The following is an 18504-nucleotide window of genomic DNA, read 5'->3' as shown; positions in this document are numbered from 1 at the left end:
AGAGACAGGTGTGCCTGCCTCATGCTCCTTCAAAATGCCGATGATCTGTTCGTCTGTAAAACGGTTGCGCTTCATCCTCTGGTCCTCTCAATGGGCCAGAGCTTACTTCAAAATGGATTAATTCGGCGGGGCAAGGTCAACGGCAACTGCCACGACTGTGCACAGTCGACCACGGGAAAAATTAAGGCGACTCGACTCCGGCGCGACTCTCGATATTGTCCATGAAGGTCTAATTTTGTCCTGCGATCGAGTCGCATGTCTCGCGTACCGAGAATTGAATGTCAGCTCCTGATTTTGAGTTCGTTGCCTACATAGACGAGTCTGGAGACCCTAGTTTGAAGCGGGTAAGGCCGATCGATAATCTGGGCAGCACCGAATGGATGGTGGTTTCAGCTGTCGTGGTGAGCCGTGATCAGGACGCTAATGTCAAAGGATGGTTATCTGAAATTTGCCGCTCAATCGGCGCTGAAAACGACCAAGTCATTCACTTTAAAGACTTGAGAACTGACCAGAAAATCGCTGCCGCAACCAGACTTGGCTCGCTTCCGGTGCGCGTCTTCACGGTTGCTTCCAATAAGAAGAACATGCGCAAATATAGCAATGAAAAGGCCGAGAAGGTCCATTCAAGACAATGGTTTTACAACTGGCTCGTTCGCATTCTTATAGAGAGGATAACCGACTGGTGTTGGCGACGGGTAAAGCGAAACCAGCTATCGCGTCGTCATGTGAAATTCATTTTTTCTCAATCGGGCGGACATTCCTACAGCCAAACTGCGGCCTACCACGAACTTCTGAAATACCAGGCGCAGGGCAGTATACACTTGAAAAAATGGGTTCCGCGTCGCGAGGTGATGAATATGTGGCTGGTGGAGGCACATCCTCATTACAAATTTGCCGGCCTTCAGTTGGCCGACATCGCCGCAAGTTCTTTCTATCAAGCAGTAGACAACTTGGATACGGGGCCCTGCAATTCCGCATACGCCAGGGCGCTGATGCCGAGAGTAGCGCTGAGCAGCGCCGACGAGCACCGTGATTATGGCTTGGTGTTGCAGCCAACTCCACCATGGAAGGCAGACATCACCCCAGATCAGCGGGAAGTATTCGAGCTTTACGGCTACGATTTTACCCGCCCTCGCTGGGCTTCCTAAAATTCGGTGGCAGGCCCCGGCTCCGGTTTGGTTCGGGGTTGATAGGCAACGTCATGTTTGCTGCCATACCCCGAATAAGACACTTCCGCGTCGAGAGTGATCGGCGTTCCTGCCGAGAACAAATTAGGAATCAAAACTCACGATGGCAAGACAAGTTATATTAACGACACGCAAGCTTCACTCTCGAGGCACCTGAGATCAAATGATGTGAACGGTAACCCACGGTCGAACGTCGAAGACATTCGACAGCTCCAGGGAGTGCAATATGCGACCTCAACCACCGACCCAAGAGCTTTGGCTCACGTGGTGGATCGTAACCGGGCCGAAGCTCCCTCACGAGGAGTTTCGGTTCACCGACCAAATTGTCTTCGCTCCGTTATCTCAGGAGGCATTCAACGATTCGAAGGAAAGACGAGCGCCGGTCTTCAAGATGAACGCCTCGCTGGACTCCCAAGTCACCTCTTATCCTCCCCGGGATGAGGTACAAAGCCGCCACCGCCTTCAAATCAACGTCGAGGCGGCCAATGCTGATGACGCCTGCGATATTGCACAGCGCATTGCGGACAGGCTGCTTCTGTCGCTGAGCCTTTCAATACCTGGCAGGCGGTACCATGCCGAACTTCGGATGCTTCGTCGTGCGGACGAGCACCAGGAGGTTACCGCTTGGTCACAGTCTGCCAGAATAGCAATGTTTCAAGAGCCAGACCCTTTAATCGAAAGTGATTTAACAGATGCAAGGGCACTTTTCGCCACCATCGAGAAGGATTCGGTTGCCGAAAACGCTTACATCCACCTCCTAACGGCATGGCAGCTACAAGCCACTGCCGGAGCGAAGCCACTGCAGCGATCAGTTCTTCAGCACTATGTGCTCTGCGTCGAAGCGATAGTCAGCGGCATAATGACCTCAATTCGCCGTGAGCGTGCAGACAGCATCCGGCAGGATGAGCGAAAATTTGCTTCAGAGTTTGCCGAGACATTTTCTAGGCGGGCGAACAAACCAGAGGCAATTCGTGAAGCATCTACCGAGCTTCGGAATATCGGTCTGATCAATATGCTGCCTTCGATCGCCACGGTAGCGTCTGTCTTACGAATACCCGAAGACGCGAAGGATCAGGCCATAAATCTATATCGTTTTCGATCAAGCAGCCTCAGTCACCCAGGAAGGGATAAGCCGGTGGCGTTCCAAAAGTGGCTGTCCAGTGGTCCTACCGTAGACCAGTTCTGCTTAGCCGATATGGTCGCGCGCAGCTTCCTCGCAGCGTACTGCAAACATATCGCTGAAACGTCGTAGCGCGGATCCTTAAATTACGGCAGCCCCCGCCGACTTCCTTGCTAATTGAATGTCTGCGCTCAATGCTATCTCCCCGGCCTGACTGAACGGTTGTGGGCGTAGTCCCCGATAACGGCGCCGGAGCCCGGCTGGCAAAGCCGCGAGAAGGTTTACACCATCGGAGGAAACCTTGTGGGCCGGGGCTCTCACGGCTGGTAGCGCGTCCCCAAGGTCTATGCCTTCTGGAATTTAATTCCGCATTTGTTGACGCGGGAGGCGTCCTCAATAGCCTGCATCTCGCCTTTCAGCCGAGCGACTTCGGCAGCGGAAGCGCCATCGCCGCTTGTGAAAAATAAAGCCGGCCAAAACAGGACGACGCCGACAGTTGTCACAGCCGCATCCTGCCCCGCCTTCTTGTCTTGAGCGCCGCTAGCCGCAATTGCGTGTGATGAAACGGCAGTGGCCTCATCAGCCAACTCCTTGCAGGAGAGCTTTTGATATAACGTTGGCGAAACGTATGCGGCCGCGATGTTGCTGGCCTTCGTCGCGCACGAAGACAAGGCCGCCACAGCAGCCAGAATGATGATTTTTTTCATGCGGTTCCCCCAACCCAAAGTAAGCGAGTGCATCATGCAACATTTCGCGTGGGAGTCGAGTGGCCAAGCCAAAATAGGTGGCTCAAATCTGGGCCACAATGATGCTTTTAGGTACGGGCTTTACCCATATTATCGCTCTCGCCGCCGATGCTAGAAAGCATTTCAATGCTTCAACCCGGCGTCTCTTTCGCCGCCGTCAATCAAGGGTCGGATCGCTGCGTCGAGCTGGCGGATGCGATTGAGCAATTCCCCGTCGCTCATGTCGTCGAGGTTGTTCACGTTGACGTTTAGGTCTCGCGGCAGGATCGACGCGACCACCTTCAAATATTGGTCGGGCTTCTCTGTCCGAACCTTCACAATTGCCGCGACGCCGTTGGCTTCAAAGTCCGCGAACATCGCCTCTAGAAATGCCTCGCCAAGCTTGTTCCTAGCCCCTCTGGCGCGTCCTGCAGGGTTTCCGGACTGTCCTGGCTTCCATGGCGTCAAACCGCGCTGCTGACGCTCTGTAGAAACAGTGACGATCGACGAGGAAAGTTTTCTGTTTTTGTCTAGTTTAGACATCGACCCGCCCATCTTTCATCGGTGGAGCCACCAGCTCAATCCGGGTGATGGTATAAATGGGGTTTTCGGCATCGCCGGTAATCTGAGTGGGGACAAGCTTTCCCAAGAGGCTTAGGAACGCGGGCCCGTTGTTCTTGGCCTGCCCCGTCAGATATTCAACGATATCGCCTTCCCCGGCTTTGTCGGCAGCCGCAAGGATGGCTTCTCTGAGATTGCCGGAAAGCTTGTTCGGCGTCCCTCTTTGCCGACCGCCCGTTTTTTGACCCTTTGCCATAGTATTCCCTCTTCTCGGTCGGCTCTACCGCCGAATGTCTATTTTCAAAGCTTTTGGTAGTTCGTATGCTAATGGGCATGAAAACCATCGATCATGACCTTAGAGAGAAAACGCCTCGCCTGCTGAAGGTCGTCAACGTCATCAGCTGGTTGGTCACGGCGGCGATATGCATCCCCCTTGCCTGGTATCTGAAAACTCATGTCCAGCCCCAGTTAGGCGACTGGTTTCAGTCATTTCTTCATTGAACCTGCTGCCCAGCAATAGCTGTTGGGGCCGTCCTGGCAGGAACGGCTAGAGCTTCGCCCATCCCCTCAAGCGCCGTCATATATGCCGGCTTTTGCGCTGCGATTGCCACGGCTGCCTGAAGTGCTCCGGGGTTGTTCTGCGTGAGAAGCTTCGCCATGCTCTGATAAACCTGCGTATCGGCCTTGGAGCCGAGGTATTGCAGGGTCTTCGGAGCGACGGCGCCAAGAGCTGCCCCTTTCCAATCGCCGGTAAGGCCGTAACCAGCGCCGCCGCCTACGCCTGCGCCGATGCCGAGTTCCACAAGCTGTCGGGCGGTCGTCGAGTTGCCCAATGCGCCACGCAGCCGGTCGGCTAGATCCTCAACGCGGACATATGCCTCGAGCTGACGCGCTTTCTGAGCTCCATAAACAAGGTTGAGCTGTTCCCGGCTGGCTTGGTTCTTGAAGACGCTGTTTATGACGTTGGATCGGTCTGGAGAAGCCTTTAGGCGGTCTATCAGCTCGGATGCATGGCCGGCCATAAACGCCTTTTTCTGCGCATCGGTGAACTGCGCATAGGCCCGCGTTGCCTCGGGGATGGTGCGCGGCTGGTTGGCGAAGTTCTTGCCGGCGTCCAGCGCGTTTTCGGCGCCGAAGAAACCGGCCGCGCCTTGCCGAGCAGTCTGGTATTGAGGGACAGCCGCATCTAGTTCGCCTACGAGCTTGTTCTTCAAGCCCATGAGGTCGCCCGTCAGCGCCTTATCGCCGGCGCGCTGGGCAGCGCTGATTTGCGAGTCGAGATTGATTTTGGCCTGGTTCCAGAACTGCAGATTAGGCGTGACTCGCGTACCGTCGGCGCGCGGCTTGAGAACGTAGTTGCCGTGGCTATCCATTGAGAAGGGGTTTCCAATCTCCTTGAACCCTTGGACTGCGCCGCGATCGGCCGAACGGTTTGGGACTTGCTCGACGGCAGCGCGCATCGATGGCGACTGCATAAGCTCCTGGAGCCCAGGGGTATAGAGCGACTGAGCATTGGGATGGGCAAAGGCTGCCTTATAAGCAGGGTCGTTTGTGGCCTTGGCTGCAGCCTGAATTGTGTCCTGGTAGGCCAGATCGTCGACATTCCCGCCGGCGATCTTCTTGACGAAATCGACCGCGCGCTGGCTTTGGGTGGCAAAGCGATCATCGGCAGCCTTGACAATCTGGCCTCGAGCTTCTGGCGACTGGTTGGCGACAGAGCGCACAAGGGCGCGGGTTGTCTCGCCGCCGCGATCGGCATTGATAATGGGAACGCCAGCCGCCCGGGCGCCAAGCTCATCTGTGGCGCTCATGACGGATGCGGGATCTGCAGCAACATCTCGCGACATCGCAGTACCAACACGGCGCGCGGCCTCTAGGTCCGGGTTGAGCAAGGCGCTGACCTGAGGAGCAACGCGGCCAGCAATCGCACCAATCCCGGCTCGAGCCGCCGCGCCTACCAATGGGACCGCCCCGCCGATGCCGCCGCTTATGAGTGCGCTTGCCCCTACTCGACCAAGATTCTCGCCGCGCGCTGCGGTATCGGCCGCACCAATAGCAGCGCTCGAGCCCATGGACATACCGGCGCGACCGAGAAGGCTTGGACCTTCAATGCCTAGCGCGCGGGCGCCCAGCTGGGTTGCCCCTAGCGGGATCATGGGCGCTACAGCACCGGATATCTGCGCGCCGGTCGTGACGTATGGGTGAGCGGCCTGTGCGGCGTCTGTTGCTGCCTGGCCTTGCTGCTGCACATCGGCATAGGGGCGCCCGTCTACAAGCGCTCTAGCGGCATAGGCGGCGTTTTGGATGCCGCCTTGAATAGATGGGCCGACGATCGGAATACCGTTGATGAAGCCGCTGGATGCCGCCAGTGCTGCCCCGCCTGGCCCCGCCATATCCTGCTGTTGCATCAGCCTGTCGTTCTGCGCTGCGTCGATAACCTTGCTCGGCTGGCTCGAGGCGGCGCCATAGCCCATCCCCGCCGTCGCGCGCTCATACGGCGTTTGAGCGCCCCCTGAAGGCGATGGGTGCTGCTGCCCCTGAAACCCGTATGTCTGCCTCATGGCCTTTTCCATGACGGCATCAGACGTTCCGCTGGGAAATTCGACGATTTCACCATTTGGCGCTTGAACGTGGATTGGCATGTTGGCTCCTGGCGATGCGCCGACGTTTCCGGATGGTGGAGAGCTGCGGACTCGTTTGATTTCTGTCGCAAGGGCTCGAGCAGCGTCAGTGTCGCCAGCTTTGTCGGCATTGACCAAGGCCGTTCCGAGTTGATCCAGCGTTGGACCTGGCGCGCGTGATGCGGCTGGGCTCACGCCGAGGTGAGAGGCAATTTCATCTACTGCCCTGTTTTGTTCGTCTGCCGGCAGCTGCAGAAACGTGTCATCTACCGTCACCTTATGGCCTTGGATGTTGAGAGTAGGCATAATTTTCAATGCTCCTGCAAACGTCGTTGCGGCGTCAGATGCGCCGGGGACTCTGTGTCACGGCCTAAGCCACCTTTGTTCCGCCCACGTAAACGCCGCCGCCGGCCGGCAGGTATAGATTTCCGTCTTCTCCAAACTGGTAGAGTTTGCCCTCAACCGAGAGGACGATTTTCCTGGCTGTCGAATTATACTCGACGTAACTGGCGCCAGGGGCGGCGCAAAACTGGCCACCCTGTTGAGCGTTCAAATAGACGCGCTGGTTGGCTTTCGCCACGATGGCGCCGGAAGAGATTGCCGCCATGGTCAAATCGAGGGCGTATTTCCATTTCCCCACTGGCGCAAAAGCGACGTCGCAATCCTTAGACCCCGCCGAATTAGGCCGGAAAGCTGCCCAGAACGAATTCTGATATTGCCCACTGGCGTTTTCACGGGTGAAGTTGAAAACGGCACCGATCGCCGCACATTCATTGCCGTAATCAGCCAGATTGATTTCTATCGGGTTGAGGTAAACGCCGCTGACGTTGGTTCCTACCATCCCGGTATAGATGCCGACCGCGTTATTGCTGAGACAGTCGTTGTTGCCGACCGTTGCCTTCATGCCAATGACGCCGCCGGCCCAAAAGCAGCCGGTGTAGTTGGGTTGCGGTGAAACATTGGAGACGTCGACCGACACCGCGCATACACCCGCTCCACCGTTGGCGTCGGTGCCGCCGTAGCCGGACTCATTTCTCATCTGCACCATGACCGCTGACAGCTCGCGGAACTGGTTGTAGGCGCCGTTTGTGTTCCATGCGGTGTTCGCCCCGGTGACGCGGTGGAACATCGGAAAATGACAGCCGCTCCAGTCGCCATTAAACATGCCATCATAGGCAGCCGGTGTGCCCAGCGCCGGCCGGCTGGTAATGGTCGACACAAACCGAGCCCGTTTGTTACCGATCGCGTCGACGGTATGGCCTTCGCCAAAATAGCGCCCGTTCAAGCCGAAATAGGCCCGCGTATCCCTGTAAGTTCCCGGCGGCACATAGACACCGTTGCCGGCCGCTGCACTTTCTGCAGCGACCTGAGCAGGCGTGTTGTCGAAAGACGGGCTTGAAACGCCACCTAATGCTGTCAGGCTTGTTATTTCAGGCATTCCAAATTCCCATCTTGGTTTGAAGTCCTGGCGACTAGAGAGCGGCTGCCGATGCGAAAAACGCGGTGACTTCAGGGGCCGTGAACCCCATTTCCGTAAATCCCGCGACAGTCATCGGATCGGACCTGGAGAAACGCCCGCTATACTCGTAAGCGATTTGAATTTCGCGGGGCTGAGATGCCACCCACGCGTCAACGCGTTCAAGTAGTCCGTCCTTCAGCAACTGCAGTTTGAATTGACGCGCTGAGACGAACCCGCTGATATCTTCGAGCTGCGGCTCGGACAGGTTCGCAAAACACTTGGCCTGCTCCTGAGGAGACATTTCGCAACTTTTGCCGTCGACAATATTTCGCATTAGCCTCGTACCCCTTCCAAAACAGCGAACCCGCTTGAAAACGTGGACGCGTTGGTGAGTGCAAACTGAAAAGAGTTATGGGCAGCAGACTGGTTTCTGAAAGCCCAGATGAAGTATTTGGCAATGACGCCTGAGGAATGAGGACCCTGCGTAACAATGTTAAAAAACGTAGGGGACGATTTGTTGAAATCTGAAATTTCGACCTTCACGTCCGCTTGGATGGCGCTGCTGAAGAGAGACGCGAAGCCAGGAACGTAGGACGTGCTTGCCTGCCCCGCCCCGGTGACTGTTGCCGCTACTGAGGTCAAAAGGGAAAAATTGTAGTCTGATGCTCCATTGTCGAATGTCGACCCGTTATTGGAGCTGACCCTGAAAAATGGCTGGCCTCCTGCTGTCGTGGCATAGAATTCCAGCGACAGCCGTAGCTTGCGGTATAGCGACAAGTTGTTCCACTGCAGGTTCGTCGCCCCAGTCATATCGATCGTGGGGCCGATCTGCTCCCATGCCGACAGTCCGGACTTGGACGGGTTTACGAGAAGCCACCCGCCGGTGCTGGAATTCAGCGAGCCAAAATATACCACCTCGTATGGTTGGCCGGCGATAATATCCCCGGCGACAACGTCGATTTCGCCACTGGCTGTGACCTTCCGGATAGCCTTGGCGCCAACGGTATTGGCATTGAGCGTCACCGCTCCGGTGTTGTTGTTCGCCGCCCTGAAGGTGATCCGGAGCCCGTCTGAGTATGCAGAGAATGGGCTCGTTGCCGTCATGGTGATGGCATTGGCAGTGCCACCAATGGCGTTGACCGCCCCTATATCGGAAATGTATTCTTTGACGCGCTGCATCATGGCGCGGGCCGAATTGTTGACGGTGCTCGGAAGCTGGCCTTCCTGCCAGTTGATGATGTTATCCGACGTGGCATTGTTGGCCGCTGTCGTGCTCCAGTCGTTAATGCTCGACAAGGTTTAGCCTCCTAGTTCTGTGCAATCGCCGGGATGGAAAACGCCTGAGAATTCGCGGCCGGACTCCTTGAGCTTTTCTGCCGTCGCGTGAAGAACGAATTCATTCACTGACATCCCTTGGCGGCTCGAGGCGTCAAACAAAGCTTCGCGGAAAGTCGAAGTGACCCGCCCTCCGCGAAGCAAGATATTCACAATTTGGTCGGTGGCCTGCATCTGGCAACTCCCTAAAAAAGTTAGGAAATTATAGCTGAAGCGGTGCCTTTTGATGATTGGACATCTGTGGACATCTTTTGAAGCTTGGCGCCTCTTTCTCGCGTGCGCGCACGTATTTGTCCGACAATGCGTTACGCCCGTCCTATGGCATGACGCCCACGCGGTTGAGGTAAAACAACACCAATGGTTCATTCCGTCGGTTTTCGCGCAGCAGCTCCAGAGCGACGTCGTCGTTGTTAATTCTCATCTCAAGCGCGACTGCGGACACCTGTAGCGCCCCGCCTCGCCTGGCCTGGCGCCCGATCCCGTCTTGTTCGCAGTAGCGGCGGATTGTCTTGGTGCATTTATGCGCGCGGTGCGCTGCTTCATCGACGCTGATAATTTCATCGGGCAGCATAGGGACGGGTATCATGCGGCGCCTCCCCATCGGCTGACGACGACAAGACGGTTCAAGTCGCATTGCACGGCGACCTTGAAGGCTGCCAGCTCTGCGTCGATCGCCTGGGGGGCTAAGCCGAGCGCGCGAAGCTGCCTTGCCAGCCGGCGCGTCTGTGTGCGCCAGTAAAGCTCCCTCACTGAAGCGTTCTTCGAAATGATTGCTTCGGCTGTCTGTCGGATGAAGGCAGAGCGCTTTGAGAGTGGGAATGCAACCACTTCAGAGCAAAGCCTGGCGTTGGCGCTGTCGTTCCCGCTATGCTTTTTTTCCGAAGCCGCGCCGAGAGGCGGTCTCAAGGTTTCTGTTTTAGTTTCTGTCTTGTTTCGGTCTCCGTCTCTAGTCTCTGTCTCCAGTCTCTGTCTCTTGTATATCGATACGGTCTGCATACCGTCTGCATAGGGTATCATTTTACTGCCTCCTGTTGAGGTAGCCGGTCGACGCAAGACGGCTTGAGGGATTGAAGTTGGGAACGCTGCCAGCTGCCTTTGACGGCTTCGACTGACGGTTTTCTTCCGCCTGCAGAAACGCGTCTTCGGCTGCCTCGCGGACGTTATCGCTTTCGATATTGGAGATAAGCCGCTGACAGCCTTGCGAATGCTTGTCATTCATCGCCGGGTTCGTTTCAAACCAATCGGTAACGAATAGCTCCTTGCTCTCGTCATCGAACAGAATAAGGCCGGCATCGGCTAGTTGTTGCCGCACCTCGAGATAGTGTTGCATAGGCCATGACAAGTCCGCTGCGGCGTAGGCATCGGGCAAGCGGTAACAGCCGGCGCTATTCTGGTGCTCGCACGTCACGAAATACAACATGCAAAGCTTAGCGTCCGTCGAGGTCAGGGCGCTGAACCGCTTGTTCCTCCAAAATAGGGGGGACACCTTTGAAAATTCCCTCATGCGAACGCCCTCCGCGCCAAACGGTATTTCTGGGCTAGAGCGCACGCCTCGCAAGCTTCTTTGGCTGAGAGGTCAAACCGTTCCCGGAGAGTGGGAACCGCCATTGCTGGCGGCTCCTGTTGGTCGGCAAGCCATTGGGCTGCAGTCGTGATGCTTGGGTTTCTGGCGTCCGTCATGCCGCCCTCCGCGCGTCGCTGTCTTCGATAATCTCGACTTGGGAGCGAAGGACATAACGGGCGTGCGATCCGGCAAACTGGCCACCATGCTTTTCGTCAATCGTTTCGATTGCAAACCCAAATCCTCGCAATTTAAAGACGTATTGGGACCATCTTGGTCCGGGGTGGTCGATGGGCGTGCATCCCTGGCTGCCAGCGTTGACAAGGTTCCGAAGAGCCCAGGCGTCGCGACCAATTACCTTGACCGTTGCCCCGTCGGGGAGGATGCGGGCGGATATGGTGAGTTTCTGCGTCATGCGTGCTGCCCTCCAAGGCCGGAAAGCTGGCAGATCGTCTTGGCGTGCCAGGAGGACACGCAGAAGCGACGCATGACGGAACGAACCGCCAGGATTTCAGATTGAACTTCGTGGTGATTGTCGGTAGGGTTTCGAACATCAACTCCGGCAAGAGATGAGATATTCGAAGCCCTGCCACATTCAGATGTGGCGGGGTTTTTCCTTCTGATCATGGGTTCACCCTCACGCAGCCATAGGGCGTGCGTTCTTGGCCCGTTCGATACGGGCGAGGATTTCGGATTTAGCCCAGCGGCGCATACCACCAATGCCAATTGGCTGGGGGAGCGTGCCGTCTTTGACACGACGCCAGATCGTAGTGCGGCTAAGGCCGCCTAGAAGCGCGCCGACTTCATTGCAGTCTAGAAGGGGGTCGACATCCCCAATTCGGTCAAGTGCTTTTTGCATGCGTCACCTCGAAACGTGTTGAACGAGGTGATTTGCCGCTTGAAAGTTTGTTTTTACAAATGAAAGCAGGCCGGAAAATACCAGTATCGAGCCGGAAAATAGCCAGAAAACAAGCTATTTTCCGGCAGGATTTAGAGCTATTTTTCGGCGGAATTTTCGGCAGCAATGGGTAAGTCGGCGGTGGGCAATATGTCTTTCAGCCAGCCTTGAACCGTGTTTTTTTTGACTTCGACCTCTAATATACCTCGCGAGAACTCCATTGCAGCTGCGATGAATGACTCTTTTTTTTGCGGATTTCTCTTAAGCCTAATTTCATTTTTAGCCCAATTCCGAATTTTAGTTTCTATATGGCCGCCTTCTAACTTGGGGCGCCCTCGGCCACGAGGTTTGCTGTCTGGGATACTCAATTTCTCTTCATTGTCGGACAGGATGACGACGCCCGGATAGACTTCAACGGTCGTCGTCAAAACAGGTTTGCAATTTGGCTTAGGGAAAAGCTTTCGAAGGGCTTCGGTCCCAACCTGAACAGCTTTCAGGGTAACGCCCTCAGCCACCAATTCGCTATCGCTCCAATTGAAGCTCATGTTCCACTGATCAGCGGCGATATCGACCCTTTCGAATGGGCTCTCTTCGTCGACTTCTCTCATTCCGAAAGCACGCAGGTCATCCGAAAGCAATGCTTGTAGGATGATGACGCGTCCGCGTTCGACAGTCGGCCTCATGGCTTGATCGACTTTCTTACGCCATTCGAAATTTTCGACCTCCTGGCGAAAGATTGCTATCTGCGTGTCCGATTTCTCGCCGGATCGAGACATCAGATCTTCCCAATATGCAATGTACTCAGGCCCGGTGATCGAACTCTGCTCCGAGGCGTGGTCAAGCGTCAGGTTTGCAGGTGCGTCCATATATCGATCGGCATCAACGTCCAACAAACCGGCGGATCGAAACTCCAAAGCGCTGTAGCCAGCGTCGTAATAGCTGATTATCTCGCCTGTCTCGAACGCTTCCTCGTTGCTTCGAGCATCACCGCCATCTTCAGGAAAAAATTCCGGAACCCTTCCAAACACGAGCCAATAGACGGCCTCTTGCAAATAGCACGTCTCAGGCCAGTCAACCGGTTTGAACATACTCACTCCTCCCTTACCAGTTTGATGACTTGGCCGGCTTGGCCGCTGACGTACCGGGCCCATTTCTCAAGAAGCTTCCGGCGCTGGTCGAGGAAGTCCGTTCGGCGGTAAGCCCGCTCGACGGAGCCGCCGACGATGTGGCCGAGTGTGGTTTCCGCTATGTCATGAGGCGTCTCGGTGGTTTCGGCGATCCAATCGCGAAGGCTCGATCGGAAACCATGCGGGCGATAATTCATCCCGGCGCGTTCCATGTGCTTTGCCATGGTCATATCCGAAATGACGCCTTGGCGGATGCTCGGCAAAAGATAGCCATCGCGAGCATGGCGCCGCGCCTCGTTCACTATATCCATGGCCTCCGGCACGAGCGGCACGCGAAATGCCAGCGTTGCATCCTTGCGGCCCTTCATGGATTCGGCCGGGATGGTCCAGATATCGCCCTCGATCTGATCTTCCCGAATGAAGCGAAGCGGGCCGGATCGAACGCCCGTCAAGATCAGCAGGCGCAGCGCAAGATGAGTGATAGTGCCCTCCGACAACGAGGAATAAAACGCCGGCACCTCTACCCAAGGCATAGCCGGGATGTTTTCGGCCTTGTGTCGCTGCTTGCCGAGAAGAGCGCGAGCCTTGTCGGTAGCCTGGATATCGACATCCAATCCGAGCGCCGCTGCGTGCCTTAGGCAGATCGACAACCGATTAAGAGCTTTCTTTGCGGTGTCGGCCTTTGAATGCCATATCGGCGCCAAGGCATCGCGGATGTCCGTTTGGTCTATTTCTGCAACAGGAATTTTGCCTAGCTTGGGCAGGATATGCAGCTCCAACGGCGTAAACCATCTGCCGGCCTTACCGTCGCCCTTTAATTCAGCCTTTCGGCTCTCAAAGGCATCCTCAGCAATCTCTTTCAAAATATGCAGCTTCTTTGCTGCCTCCCGCCTCTGACGCTCGCGTTCCTTGATTGGATCCACGTTTGACCTGGTGAATGTCCGCCACTTATCGGCAGAGTCCCGCGCTTCTTTCAAAGACACCTCGGAAAGCGAGCCCAAACCCATTTCCCGACGCCGGCCATGAATGGTGACACGCAATACCCACTGGCCCCCGCCATCCTCACGCTTGATCAGCCACAAGCCTCCACCGTCGGAGTGCTTGCCCGGCCCAGCGCTCTTAGCGCCGGCAGCTGACAGTTTGTTGAGAGAGCGAGCCATTTCCTATCCACCCCTGCGCCCACCCTCGCGGGCGCCACGCAATGAAAATTTATGAAACAGGATGGCGGAGAACGAAACAAGAAACAAGAGGTGCGGAAAGGGATACGGAACATTGTGGAACAAGCGGAAACATAAAGAAATATCAATTAGATGCCTCTAAGCGGCACCATTTTCCCCATGGTCTGGATTATAAGCCAGATTCATCGTGCTTAATAACTCTCAGCAAATCCCATAGGCTTGCGCCGGATTCCAGAGTTTCCGCGCTTGTGTCTTGAGCAGACGTTTGCTGGCTCGCTTCAGCCTGTTGAGCGCGAATGCGTGCTGCAGCTAGAAGAGCATTGCGCTTCTGTTCGATGATGTCGTTAGCTGGAGGCTCTTTCTCTGACACTTTCAAATCTCGTCATTCGCGCTACCGAAACATCAACGGTGATAACACCATCGTCACCGGTATCGTACCACCGTCGTTCGTCAGACTCACTCTATCGGGGTCGCGCTAATTCTCCCTTAACCTGCGGGGAGCGCGCGGTGTTTAGTCGAGACTGAACTGCGGGAAGGATTTGCGGTCTATGTGGTAGACCGCGAGATAGTCACTGGCCTTATAGAACTCGGGTTCCTGCGCATAGGCGAAGGCGTTGGTCCATCGAAGGGGATGGATGTCGCGGTGGACGGCGGTGACGATGCTGGAAGGCTTGAACTCGAGGGAATGGGCAATCCCATTGACCGGGACAAAGGCGAAGCCGCCGTGCAGTGCCATGAAGAATTGGTAGGTGATGTGGTCATAGAGATTATGGCCGAACTTCTCGACGAACTGCAGGCTGGTGTCCCACGCCATCCACTTGAGGAAGTCCGGAATAGTTGCGCCTGTGTAAACCGGCAAATCCCACCACCAGCTGTAGAAGCCCCAGTTTCGCGAGATCTTCTGGATTTCCGCGTGATCGGCATGGGGCGCCAGCGTCATCGCCGATGCGTACATGATATTCCGTTCGGCTCCGTGCTTCTCCGTCAGCAAGCCGCCGAACCAACGCGCTTCCGAGACGATCCTGCCAGCCGCTTCCGTCCATCCGGTGGCGCGCAGGATGAAGGTCTCCGCGTCGACGCAGAGAATGTAGTCGTAGAACTGGTGCACCAGCGATAGCGCCAGGAACTTCTTCACCGTCGGCCAGGTCTTCCTTTCGGCGATGACGGACAGGGCGCTGCCGCTGACATGGTCGTCCAGCACGATCGCGTGGTAGCGGATGAAGGCCGATGCCTGGTGCATGGTGGCAAAAGCACGCCGGTCCGCCTCGGTCGAGAAGACGAAGATGATGTCGTAGTCGGAACCGATGCTCTGGAAGAGCAGATTGATGCCGTACCTAAAGTAGGCGTCGTGGATGGGAACGACGAGGGCGGTCCTGTTTCCTGACACGGTCGTCTCACCCTCTTCCCAGAGGGCATGAATTTCATCGGAGCCGCCGAGACGGAAGCGGCCTTCCATCCCGTAGCGCCCGTCTTGCTGGCGCAAGGTGTCGAAGCGGGTCGAGACTTCGCCATGCTGATTGAGAAACTCGACAGCCCCGCCCTTGACCCTCCACGAGGCCTCATTCGGATGGGCGTAACCCTCCAGGTAGCCGCCGGACCGAAGACTGATGTTTGGCGCGAGCACCGCCTTCGTGGCGGCGACACCAAAGGTCCAGCTTCGCTCTTTCATCAGCCTTTCGAGGGCGACATCGTTAAGCTGAAGAACCATGGCTATTTCCTGCGTTGCTCGAAGGGTTTCGGGGCAGTGCCCCTAGGCCGGGATCATTTCCACTGACATTTTCAGCGCGTACGATACGCTGAAGCCTTGCCGTGGCTCGCGCTGGCGCGATCGTGGCCTAACGCCCGTGCAGATCTCCCGCCCATCGCCCGTGCAGCTTAGGGATAGATAGACGTCACAGCTTGTCCGTGCCTTGTGGGCATGGTTGGCTGCGCAACTTTGACGTGACCTGAAGGAAAAAAGGCGGCCGCTCTCTCGATGGCAGGCTGCCGTCGCTTGCCGATGCAGCCCGCACCGGCAAGCGAGCCGGAATCAGAAGACCTGGCGCAGGATGACGTAGAGAACGAAGGCGATGGCAATCGACACCGGCAGGGTCAGGACCCAGGCGGCCAGCATGTTGCGAACCGTCGACCATTGCAGGCCCGAGCCGTTGGCAGCCATGGTGCCGGCCACGCCAGATGACAGGACGTGGGTGGTGGAGACAGGCAGTCCGAAGTGGTCGGCGGCGCCGATGGTGACCATGGCGACGACTTCGGCGACGCCGCCCTGGCCGTAGGTCAGGTGCGTCTTGCCGATCTTCTCGCCGACAGTGACGACGATCCGCCGCCAGCCGATCATCGTGCCGAGACCGAGGGCGAGCGCAACAGCGACCTTGACCCAGGTGGGGATGAACTTCGTCGCGTTGTCGACGGCCTTGTGATAGGCGGTGACGGCGCCGAGATCCTGCTCTTCCATCGGCAGGAGCTTCTTCTTGTCGATCAGCTTCAGCGCTTCGCCGATCAGGTAGATATCGTTGCGGACGTTGCCGACCATGTTCTGGGGCACGGCTTCCAGCGTCGGGAAGGCGGCGACCTCCTGGCTGGTCTGGTGAATGAACTGCTGCAGCGACGGCGTCGTGGCGTCGTTCCAGGTCCTCGTCTTGACGGCATCCGAGACGGCGGCCTTGGCATCGGAAACGGTGATGCCTGGCTTGACGTATTTTCCAAGCGCTGTCTCGACCTGTGCCGAGGCAGACTTGTAGGCCTCGAGGTAGTTCACGTCAGGCGTTCGGTTGAGGGCGAAGGCGGTGGGAACGAGACCGATCAAGATCAGCATGATCAGGCCCATGCCCTTCTGGCCGTCGTTGGAACCGTGGGCGAAGCTGACGCCGGTGCATGTGAAGATCAGCAGGCCGCGTATCCAGAGCGGTGGGGGCCTGTTGGTCTTCGGTTCTTCATAGAGCGCCTTGTTCTTGATGAAGAGCTTCATGGCGAGCAGCAGAATGGCGGAGAAGCCGAAGCCGATCACCGGCGAGATCAGCAGCGACAGGCCAATATTGGTCGCCTGTGACCAGTCTACACCGCTGGTCGCGCTGCCGGCGGGCGCCATGAACTGATTGGCAAGGCCGACACCGATGATCGAGCCGACCAGCGTGTGGGAACTCGACGACGGCAGGCCGAGATACCAAGTGCCGAGGTTCCAGATGATTGCAGCGCTTAAAAGCGCGAAGACCATGGCAAGGCCGGAGCCCGATCCGACCTGAAGGATGAGCTCGACAGGCAGTAGTGCCAAAATGCCGAAGGCAACGGCGCCGGAGGAGGTCAGAACGCCGAGAAAATTGAAAAAGCCGGACCAGATGACAGCAAGTTCCGCAGGCATGGAGCGGGTATAGATGACGGTTGCCACCGCGTTGGCGGTATCGTGGAAGCCGTTGACGAACTCGAAGCCGAGGGCGATCAGCAGCGCCAAGCCGAGAAATATCCATGGAACGGCGGCGGCGGAGGTCAGATCGCGGCTGAGGGCGTAACCCACATAGCCGAGGCCGCCGAGAAGGACGACCGCGATCAGCGGGAGGAACCACTTGCCCGAGCCGTTGGCCTTGTCCAAGGGATGGGCCACGCCGCTCTGGGTGTGGTCTGCGCTCATATCCACCATAACTGCACTCCGGCTGCAATAATTACCAATCGTCAATAAGGCGGCTGTGTGAAGGTCTGGTGACACGCGGTGTTTGCAGAGGGTGGCGTGGGCATAGGCGGACGGAGGCTGATCTGTCACATTCCTGTCGCCATCTCCTGTTCCAGTCTGTTCGGCCAACCAAGGAAACGCTCAAATGTCCGATCATCAAGACCAGCTTCGCCGTATCAAAGACGAAATTGCCGACAGCTTCGATGAAGAGCTGGAAATGCAGATGGAAGAGGATCGGCTCGACGAACTTGTTGCCGAAGGCATGATAGAGCCGGCCGAAGCAACGCTCGAGCGCAAGGTCTACTTTCGCGAGCTCTTCCGTCTGCAGCATGAACTGGTGCGGCTTCAGGACTGGGTTCAATACAAGAAGCTGAAAGTCGCGGTCATTTTCGAAGGCCGCGATTCCGCCGGCAAGGGTGGCGCCATCAAGCGTGTGACGCAGCGTCTCAATCCGCGCGTCTGCCGTACCGTCGCCCTGCCCGCTCCAACCGAGCGCGAGCGCAGTCAGTGGTACTTTCAGCGTTATGTGGCGCATCTCCCGACAGCGGGCGAAATGGTGCTGTTCGACCGCAGCTGGTACAACCGTGCCGGCGTCGAGCGGGTGATGGGCTTCTGCACACCAGACGAGCTGGAGGAGTTCTTCCGCTCTGTGCCCGAATTCGAGCGCATGCTCGTCCGATCCGGCATCATCCTGATCAAATACTGGTTCTCCATCACCGACGAGGAGCAGGAATTCCGCTTCAAGATGCGGATACACGATCCGCTGAAGCAGTGGAAACTTTCGCCAATGGACATGGAAAGCCGCGTCCATTGGGAAGAGTACACGAAGGCCAAGGAAGAAATGCTGGCCCGTACCCACACCGAGAGTGCCCCATGGTGGGTCGTTCAGGCCGTCGACAAGAAAAGGGCGCGCCTCAACTGTATTGCCCATCTCCTGAAGCAGATCCCCTATGAGGACGTGCCGAAATCACAGGTCGAGCTGCCCGGCCGCATCCGGCACGAAGACTATGAACGGGCGCCGGTGCCGGCAGAAATGTATGTGCCGGAAATCTACTGAGCTTCAAACGACAG

At 57.0% G+C, this 18504-nt stretch carries 21 protein-coding genes; 4 read left to right on the top strand and 17 right to left on the bottom strand.

Annotated elements, in window-relative coordinates:
- Positions 1-278: 278 nt before the first annotated feature.
- Together VH564_RS14385 and VH564_RS14380 are read left to right on the top strand one after the other, a co-directional pair.
- Positions 279-1148, top strand: coding sequence for a DUF3800 domain-containing protein (locus tag VH564_RS14385; RefSeq protein WP_423340514.1), 870 nt, complete (start codon positions 279-281; stop codon positions 1146-1148).
- A gap of 265 nt (positions 1149-1413) precedes the next feature.
- Entirely contained in the window at positions 1414-2439 is a 1026-nt protein-coding gene (locus VH564_RS14380; protein WP_423340513.1) for a hypothetical protein, read from the top strand.
- 212 nt (positions 2440-2651) lie between these two features.
- On the opposite strand, the gene VH564_RS14375 is transcribed toward VH564_RS14380, so the two are convergent.
- From VH564_RS14375 to VH564_RS14365, 3 genes are all read right to left on the bottom strand, one after another.
- On the bottom strand, positions 2652-3014 hold the full coding sequence (locus VH564_RS14375) for a hypothetical protein (RefSeq protein ID WP_423340512.1): 363 nt from the start codon (positions 3012-3014) through the stop codon (positions 2652-2654).
- Positions 3015-3176: 162 nt separating this feature from the next.
- On the bottom strand, positions 3177-3575 hold the full coding sequence (locus tag VH564_RS14370; protein WP_423340511.1) for a DUF5681 domain-containing protein: 399 nt from the start codon (positions 3573-3575) through the stop codon (positions 3177-3179).
- Positions 3568-3849: a hypothetical protein gene (locus VH564_RS14365; protein ID WP_423340510.1), complete on the bottom strand. Its 282-nt coding sequence runs from the start codon at positions 3847-3849 to the stop codon at positions 3568-3570. Before VH564_RS14365 ends, VH564_RS14370 begins: the two co-directional genes overlap by 8 nt.
- Before the next feature lie 77 nt (positions 3850-3926).
- Here VH564_RS14365 and VH564_RS14360 point away from each other — a divergent pair, with 77 nt between their 5' ends.
- Positions 3927-4094 (top strand): hypothetical protein, encoded by a 168-nt coding sequence (locus VH564_RS14360; RefSeq protein WP_423340509.1) that lies wholly within the window; start codon positions 3927-3929, stop codon positions 4092-4094.
- On the opposite strand, the gene VH564_RS14355 is transcribed toward VH564_RS14360, so the two are convergent.
- The 14 genes from VH564_RS14355 to VH564_RS14290 all read right to left on the bottom strand — a co-directional run bounded on the left by VH564_RS14355 (position 4088) and on the right by VH564_RS14290 (position 17394).
- Complete coding sequence (locus VH564_RS14355; protein WP_423340508.1) at positions 4088-6520, bottom strand: hypothetical protein; 2433 nt, start codon at positions 6518-6520, stop codon at positions 4088-4090. The two genes, VH564_RS14360 and VH564_RS14355, sit on opposite strands and share 7 nt — an antisense overlap.
- A gap of 64 nt (positions 6521-6584) precedes the next feature.
- Positions 6585-7652 (bottom strand): hypothetical protein, encoded by a 1068-nt coding sequence (locus VH564_RS14350; protein WP_423340507.1) that lies wholly within the window; start codon positions 7650-7652, stop codon positions 6585-6587.
- A 34-nt stretch (positions 7653-7686) separates the two neighbouring features.
- Positions 7687-8007: a hypothetical protein gene (locus VH564_RS14345; protein WP_423340506.1), complete on the bottom strand. Its 321-nt coding sequence runs from the start codon at positions 8005-8007 to the stop codon at positions 7687-7689.
- On the bottom strand, positions 8007-8969 hold the full coding sequence (locus VH564_RS14340) for a hypothetical protein (RefSeq protein WP_423340505.1): 963 nt from the start codon (positions 8967-8969) through the stop codon (positions 8007-8009). The genes VH564_RS14345 and VH564_RS14340 overlap by 1 nt, the downstream gene beginning before the upstream one ends.
- 3 nt (positions 8970-8972) lie before the next feature.
- Positions 8973-9182, bottom strand: a complete 210-nt coding sequence (locus tag VH564_RS14335) for a hypothetical protein (RefSeq protein WP_423340504.1) — start codon at positions 9180-9182, stop codon at positions 8973-8975.
- Between the two features lie 142 nt (positions 9183-9324).
- A complete protein-coding gene (locus VH564_RS14330) occupies positions 9325-9594 on the bottom strand; it encodes a hypothetical protein (RefSeq protein WP_423340503.1) in 270 nt (89 codons plus the stop codon).
- Positions 9591-10025 carry a DUF6074 family protein gene (locus tag VH564_RS14325; protein WP_423340502.1) on the bottom strand — a complete coding sequence of 145 codons (435 nt, stop codon included), beginning with the start codon at positions 10023-10025 and terminating at the stop codon, positions 9591-9593. Before VH564_RS14325 ends, VH564_RS14330 begins: the two co-directional genes overlap by 4 nt.
- Before the next feature lies 1 nt (position 10026).
- The gene (locus VH564_RS14320; RefSeq protein WP_423340501.1) at positions 10027-10512 is read right to left on the bottom strand and encodes a hypothetical protein; all 486 of its coding nucleotides are present in this window, start codon (positions 10510-10512) and stop codon (positions 10027-10029) included.
- Positions 10513-10684: 172 nt separating this feature from the next.
- Positions 10685-10984 (bottom strand): winged helix domain-containing protein, encoded by a 300-nt coding sequence (locus VH564_RS14315; RefSeq protein WP_423340500.1) that lies wholly within the window; start codon positions 10982-10984, stop codon positions 10685-10687.
- Positions 10985-11206: 222 nt separating this feature from the next.
- The gene (locus VH564_RS14310) at positions 11207-11428 is read right to left on the bottom strand and encodes a helix-turn-helix transcriptional regulator (protein WP_423340499.1); all 222 of its coding nucleotides are present in this window, start codon (positions 11426-11428) and stop codon (positions 11207-11209) included.
- Positions 11429-11565: 137 nt separating this feature from the next.
- Complete coding sequence (locus VH564_RS14305; protein WP_423340498.1) at positions 11566-12555, bottom strand: hypothetical protein; 990 nt, start codon at positions 12553-12555, stop codon at positions 11566-11568.
- A 2-nt stretch (positions 12556-12557) separates the two neighbouring features.
- A complete protein-coding gene (locus VH564_RS14300; protein WP_423340497.1) occupies positions 12558-13754 on the bottom strand; it encodes a tyrosine-type recombinase/integrase in 1197 nt (398 codons plus the stop codon).
- Between the two features lie 529 nt (positions 13755-14283).
- Positions 14284-15480, bottom strand: coding sequence for a hypothetical protein (locus VH564_RS14295; RefSeq protein ID WP_423340496.1), 1197 nt, complete (start codon positions 15478-15480; stop codon positions 14284-14286).
- Positions 15481-15801: 321 nt separating this feature from the next.
- A complete protein-coding gene (locus VH564_RS14290) occupies positions 15802-17394 on the bottom strand; it encodes an inorganic phosphate transporter (RefSeq protein WP_423340543.1) in 1593 nt (530 codons plus the stop codon).
- A 184-nt stretch (positions 17395-17578) separates the two neighbouring features.
- Here VH564_RS14290 and ppk2 point away from each other — a divergent pair, with 184 nt between their 5' ends.
- Positions 17579-18490 carry a polyphosphate kinase 2 gene (ppk2, locus tag VH564_RS14285; RefSeq protein ID WP_423340495.1) on the top strand — a complete coding sequence of 304 codons (912 nt, stop codon included), beginning with the start codon at positions 17579-17581 and terminating at the stop codon, positions 18488-18490.
- Positions 18491-18504 lie beyond the last annotated feature (14 nt).

Source organism: Rhizobium sp. HT1-10 (assembly GCF_049472505.1).
In the GTDB taxonomy this organism is placed as follows: domain Bacteria; phylum Pseudomonadota; class Alphaproteobacteria; order Rhizobiales; family Rhizobiaceae; genus Rhizobium.
This window is presented reverse-complemented; position numbering and strand designations above follow the sequence as displayed.

What these genes read in the sequence shown, in the direction of transcription:
- VH564_RS14385 (WP_423340514.1), top strand. Translation starts at nt 279, where the DNA reads ATGTCAGCTCCTGATTTTGAGTTCGTTGCCTACATAGACGAGTCTGGA.
- VH564_RS14380 (WP_423340513.1), top strand. Translation starts at nt 1,414, where the DNA reads ATGCGACCTCAACCACCGACCCAAGAGCTTTGGCTCACGTGGTGGATC.
- VH564_RS14375 (WP_423340512.1), bottom strand. Translation starts at nt 3,014, where the DNA reads ATGAAAAAAATCATCATTCTGGCTGCTGTGGCGGCCTTGTCTTCGTGC.
- VH564_RS14370 (WP_423340511.1), bottom strand. Translation starts at nt 3,575, where the DNA reads ATGTCTAAACTAGACAAAAACAGAAAACTTTCCTCGTCGATCGTCACT.
- VH564_RS14365 (WP_423340510.1), bottom strand. Translation starts at nt 3,849, where the DNA reads ATGGCAAAGGGTCAAAAAACGGGCGGTCGGCAAAGAGGGACGCCGAAC.
- VH564_RS14360 (WP_423340509.1), top strand. Translation starts at nt 3,927, where the DNA reads ATGAAAACCATCGATCATGACCTTAGAGAGAAAACGCCTCGCCTGCTG.
- VH564_RS14355 (WP_423340508.1), bottom strand. Translation starts at nt 6,520, where the DNA reads ATGCCTACTCTCAACATCCAAGGCCATAAGGTGACGGTAGATGACACG.
- VH564_RS14350 (WP_423340507.1), bottom strand. Translation starts at nt 7,652, where the DNA reads ATGCCTGAAATAACAAGCCTGACAGCATTAGGTGGCGTTTCAAGCCCG.
- VH564_RS14345 (WP_423340506.1), bottom strand. Translation starts at nt 8,007, where the DNA reads ATGCGAAATATTGTCGACGGCAAAAGTTGCGAAATGTCTCCTCAGGAG.
- VH564_RS14335 (WP_423340504.1), bottom strand. Translation starts at nt 9,182, where the DNA reads ATGCAGGCCACCGACCAAATTGTGAATATCTTGCTTCGCGGAGGGCGG.
- VH564_RS14330 (WP_423340503.1), bottom strand. Translation starts at nt 9,594, where the DNA reads ATGATACCCGTCCCTATGCTGCCCGATGAAATTATCAGCGTCGATGAA.
- VH564_RS14325 (WP_423340502.1), bottom strand. Translation starts at nt 10,025, where the DNA reads ATGATACCCTATGCAGACGGTATGCAGACCGTATCGATATACAAGAGA.
- VH564_RS14320 (WP_423340501.1), bottom strand. Translation starts at nt 10,512, where the DNA reads ATGAGGGAATTTTCAAAGGTGTCCCCCCTATTTTGGAGGAACAAGCGG.
- VH564_RS14315 (WP_423340500.1), bottom strand. Translation starts at nt 10,984, where the DNA reads ATGACGCAGAAACTCACCATATCCGCCCGCATCCTCCCCGACGGGGCA.
- VH564_RS14310 (WP_423340499.1), bottom strand. Translation starts at nt 11,428, where the DNA reads ATGCAAAAAGCACTTGACCGAATTGGGGATGTCGACCCCCTTCTAGAC.
- VH564_RS14305 (WP_423340498.1), bottom strand. Translation starts at nt 12,555, where the DNA reads ATGTTCAAACCGGTTGACTGGCCTGAGACGTGCTATTTGCAAGAGGCC.
- VH564_RS14300 (WP_423340497.1), bottom strand. Translation starts at nt 13,754, where the DNA reads ATGGCTCGCTCTCTCAACAAACTGTCAGCTGCCGGCGCTAAGAGCGCT.
- VH564_RS14295 (WP_423340496.1), bottom strand. Translation starts at nt 15,480, where the DNA reads ATGGTTCTTCAGCTTAACGATGTCGCCCTCGAAAGGCTGATGAAAGAG.
- VH564_RS14290 (WP_423340543.1), bottom strand. Translation starts at nt 17,394, where the DNA reads ATGAGCGCAGACCACACCCAGAGCGGCGTGGCCCATCCCTTGGACAAG.
- ppk2 (WP_423340495.1), top strand. Translation starts at nt 17,579, where the DNA reads ATGTCCGATCATCAAGACCAGCTTCGCCGTATCAAAGACGAAATTGCC.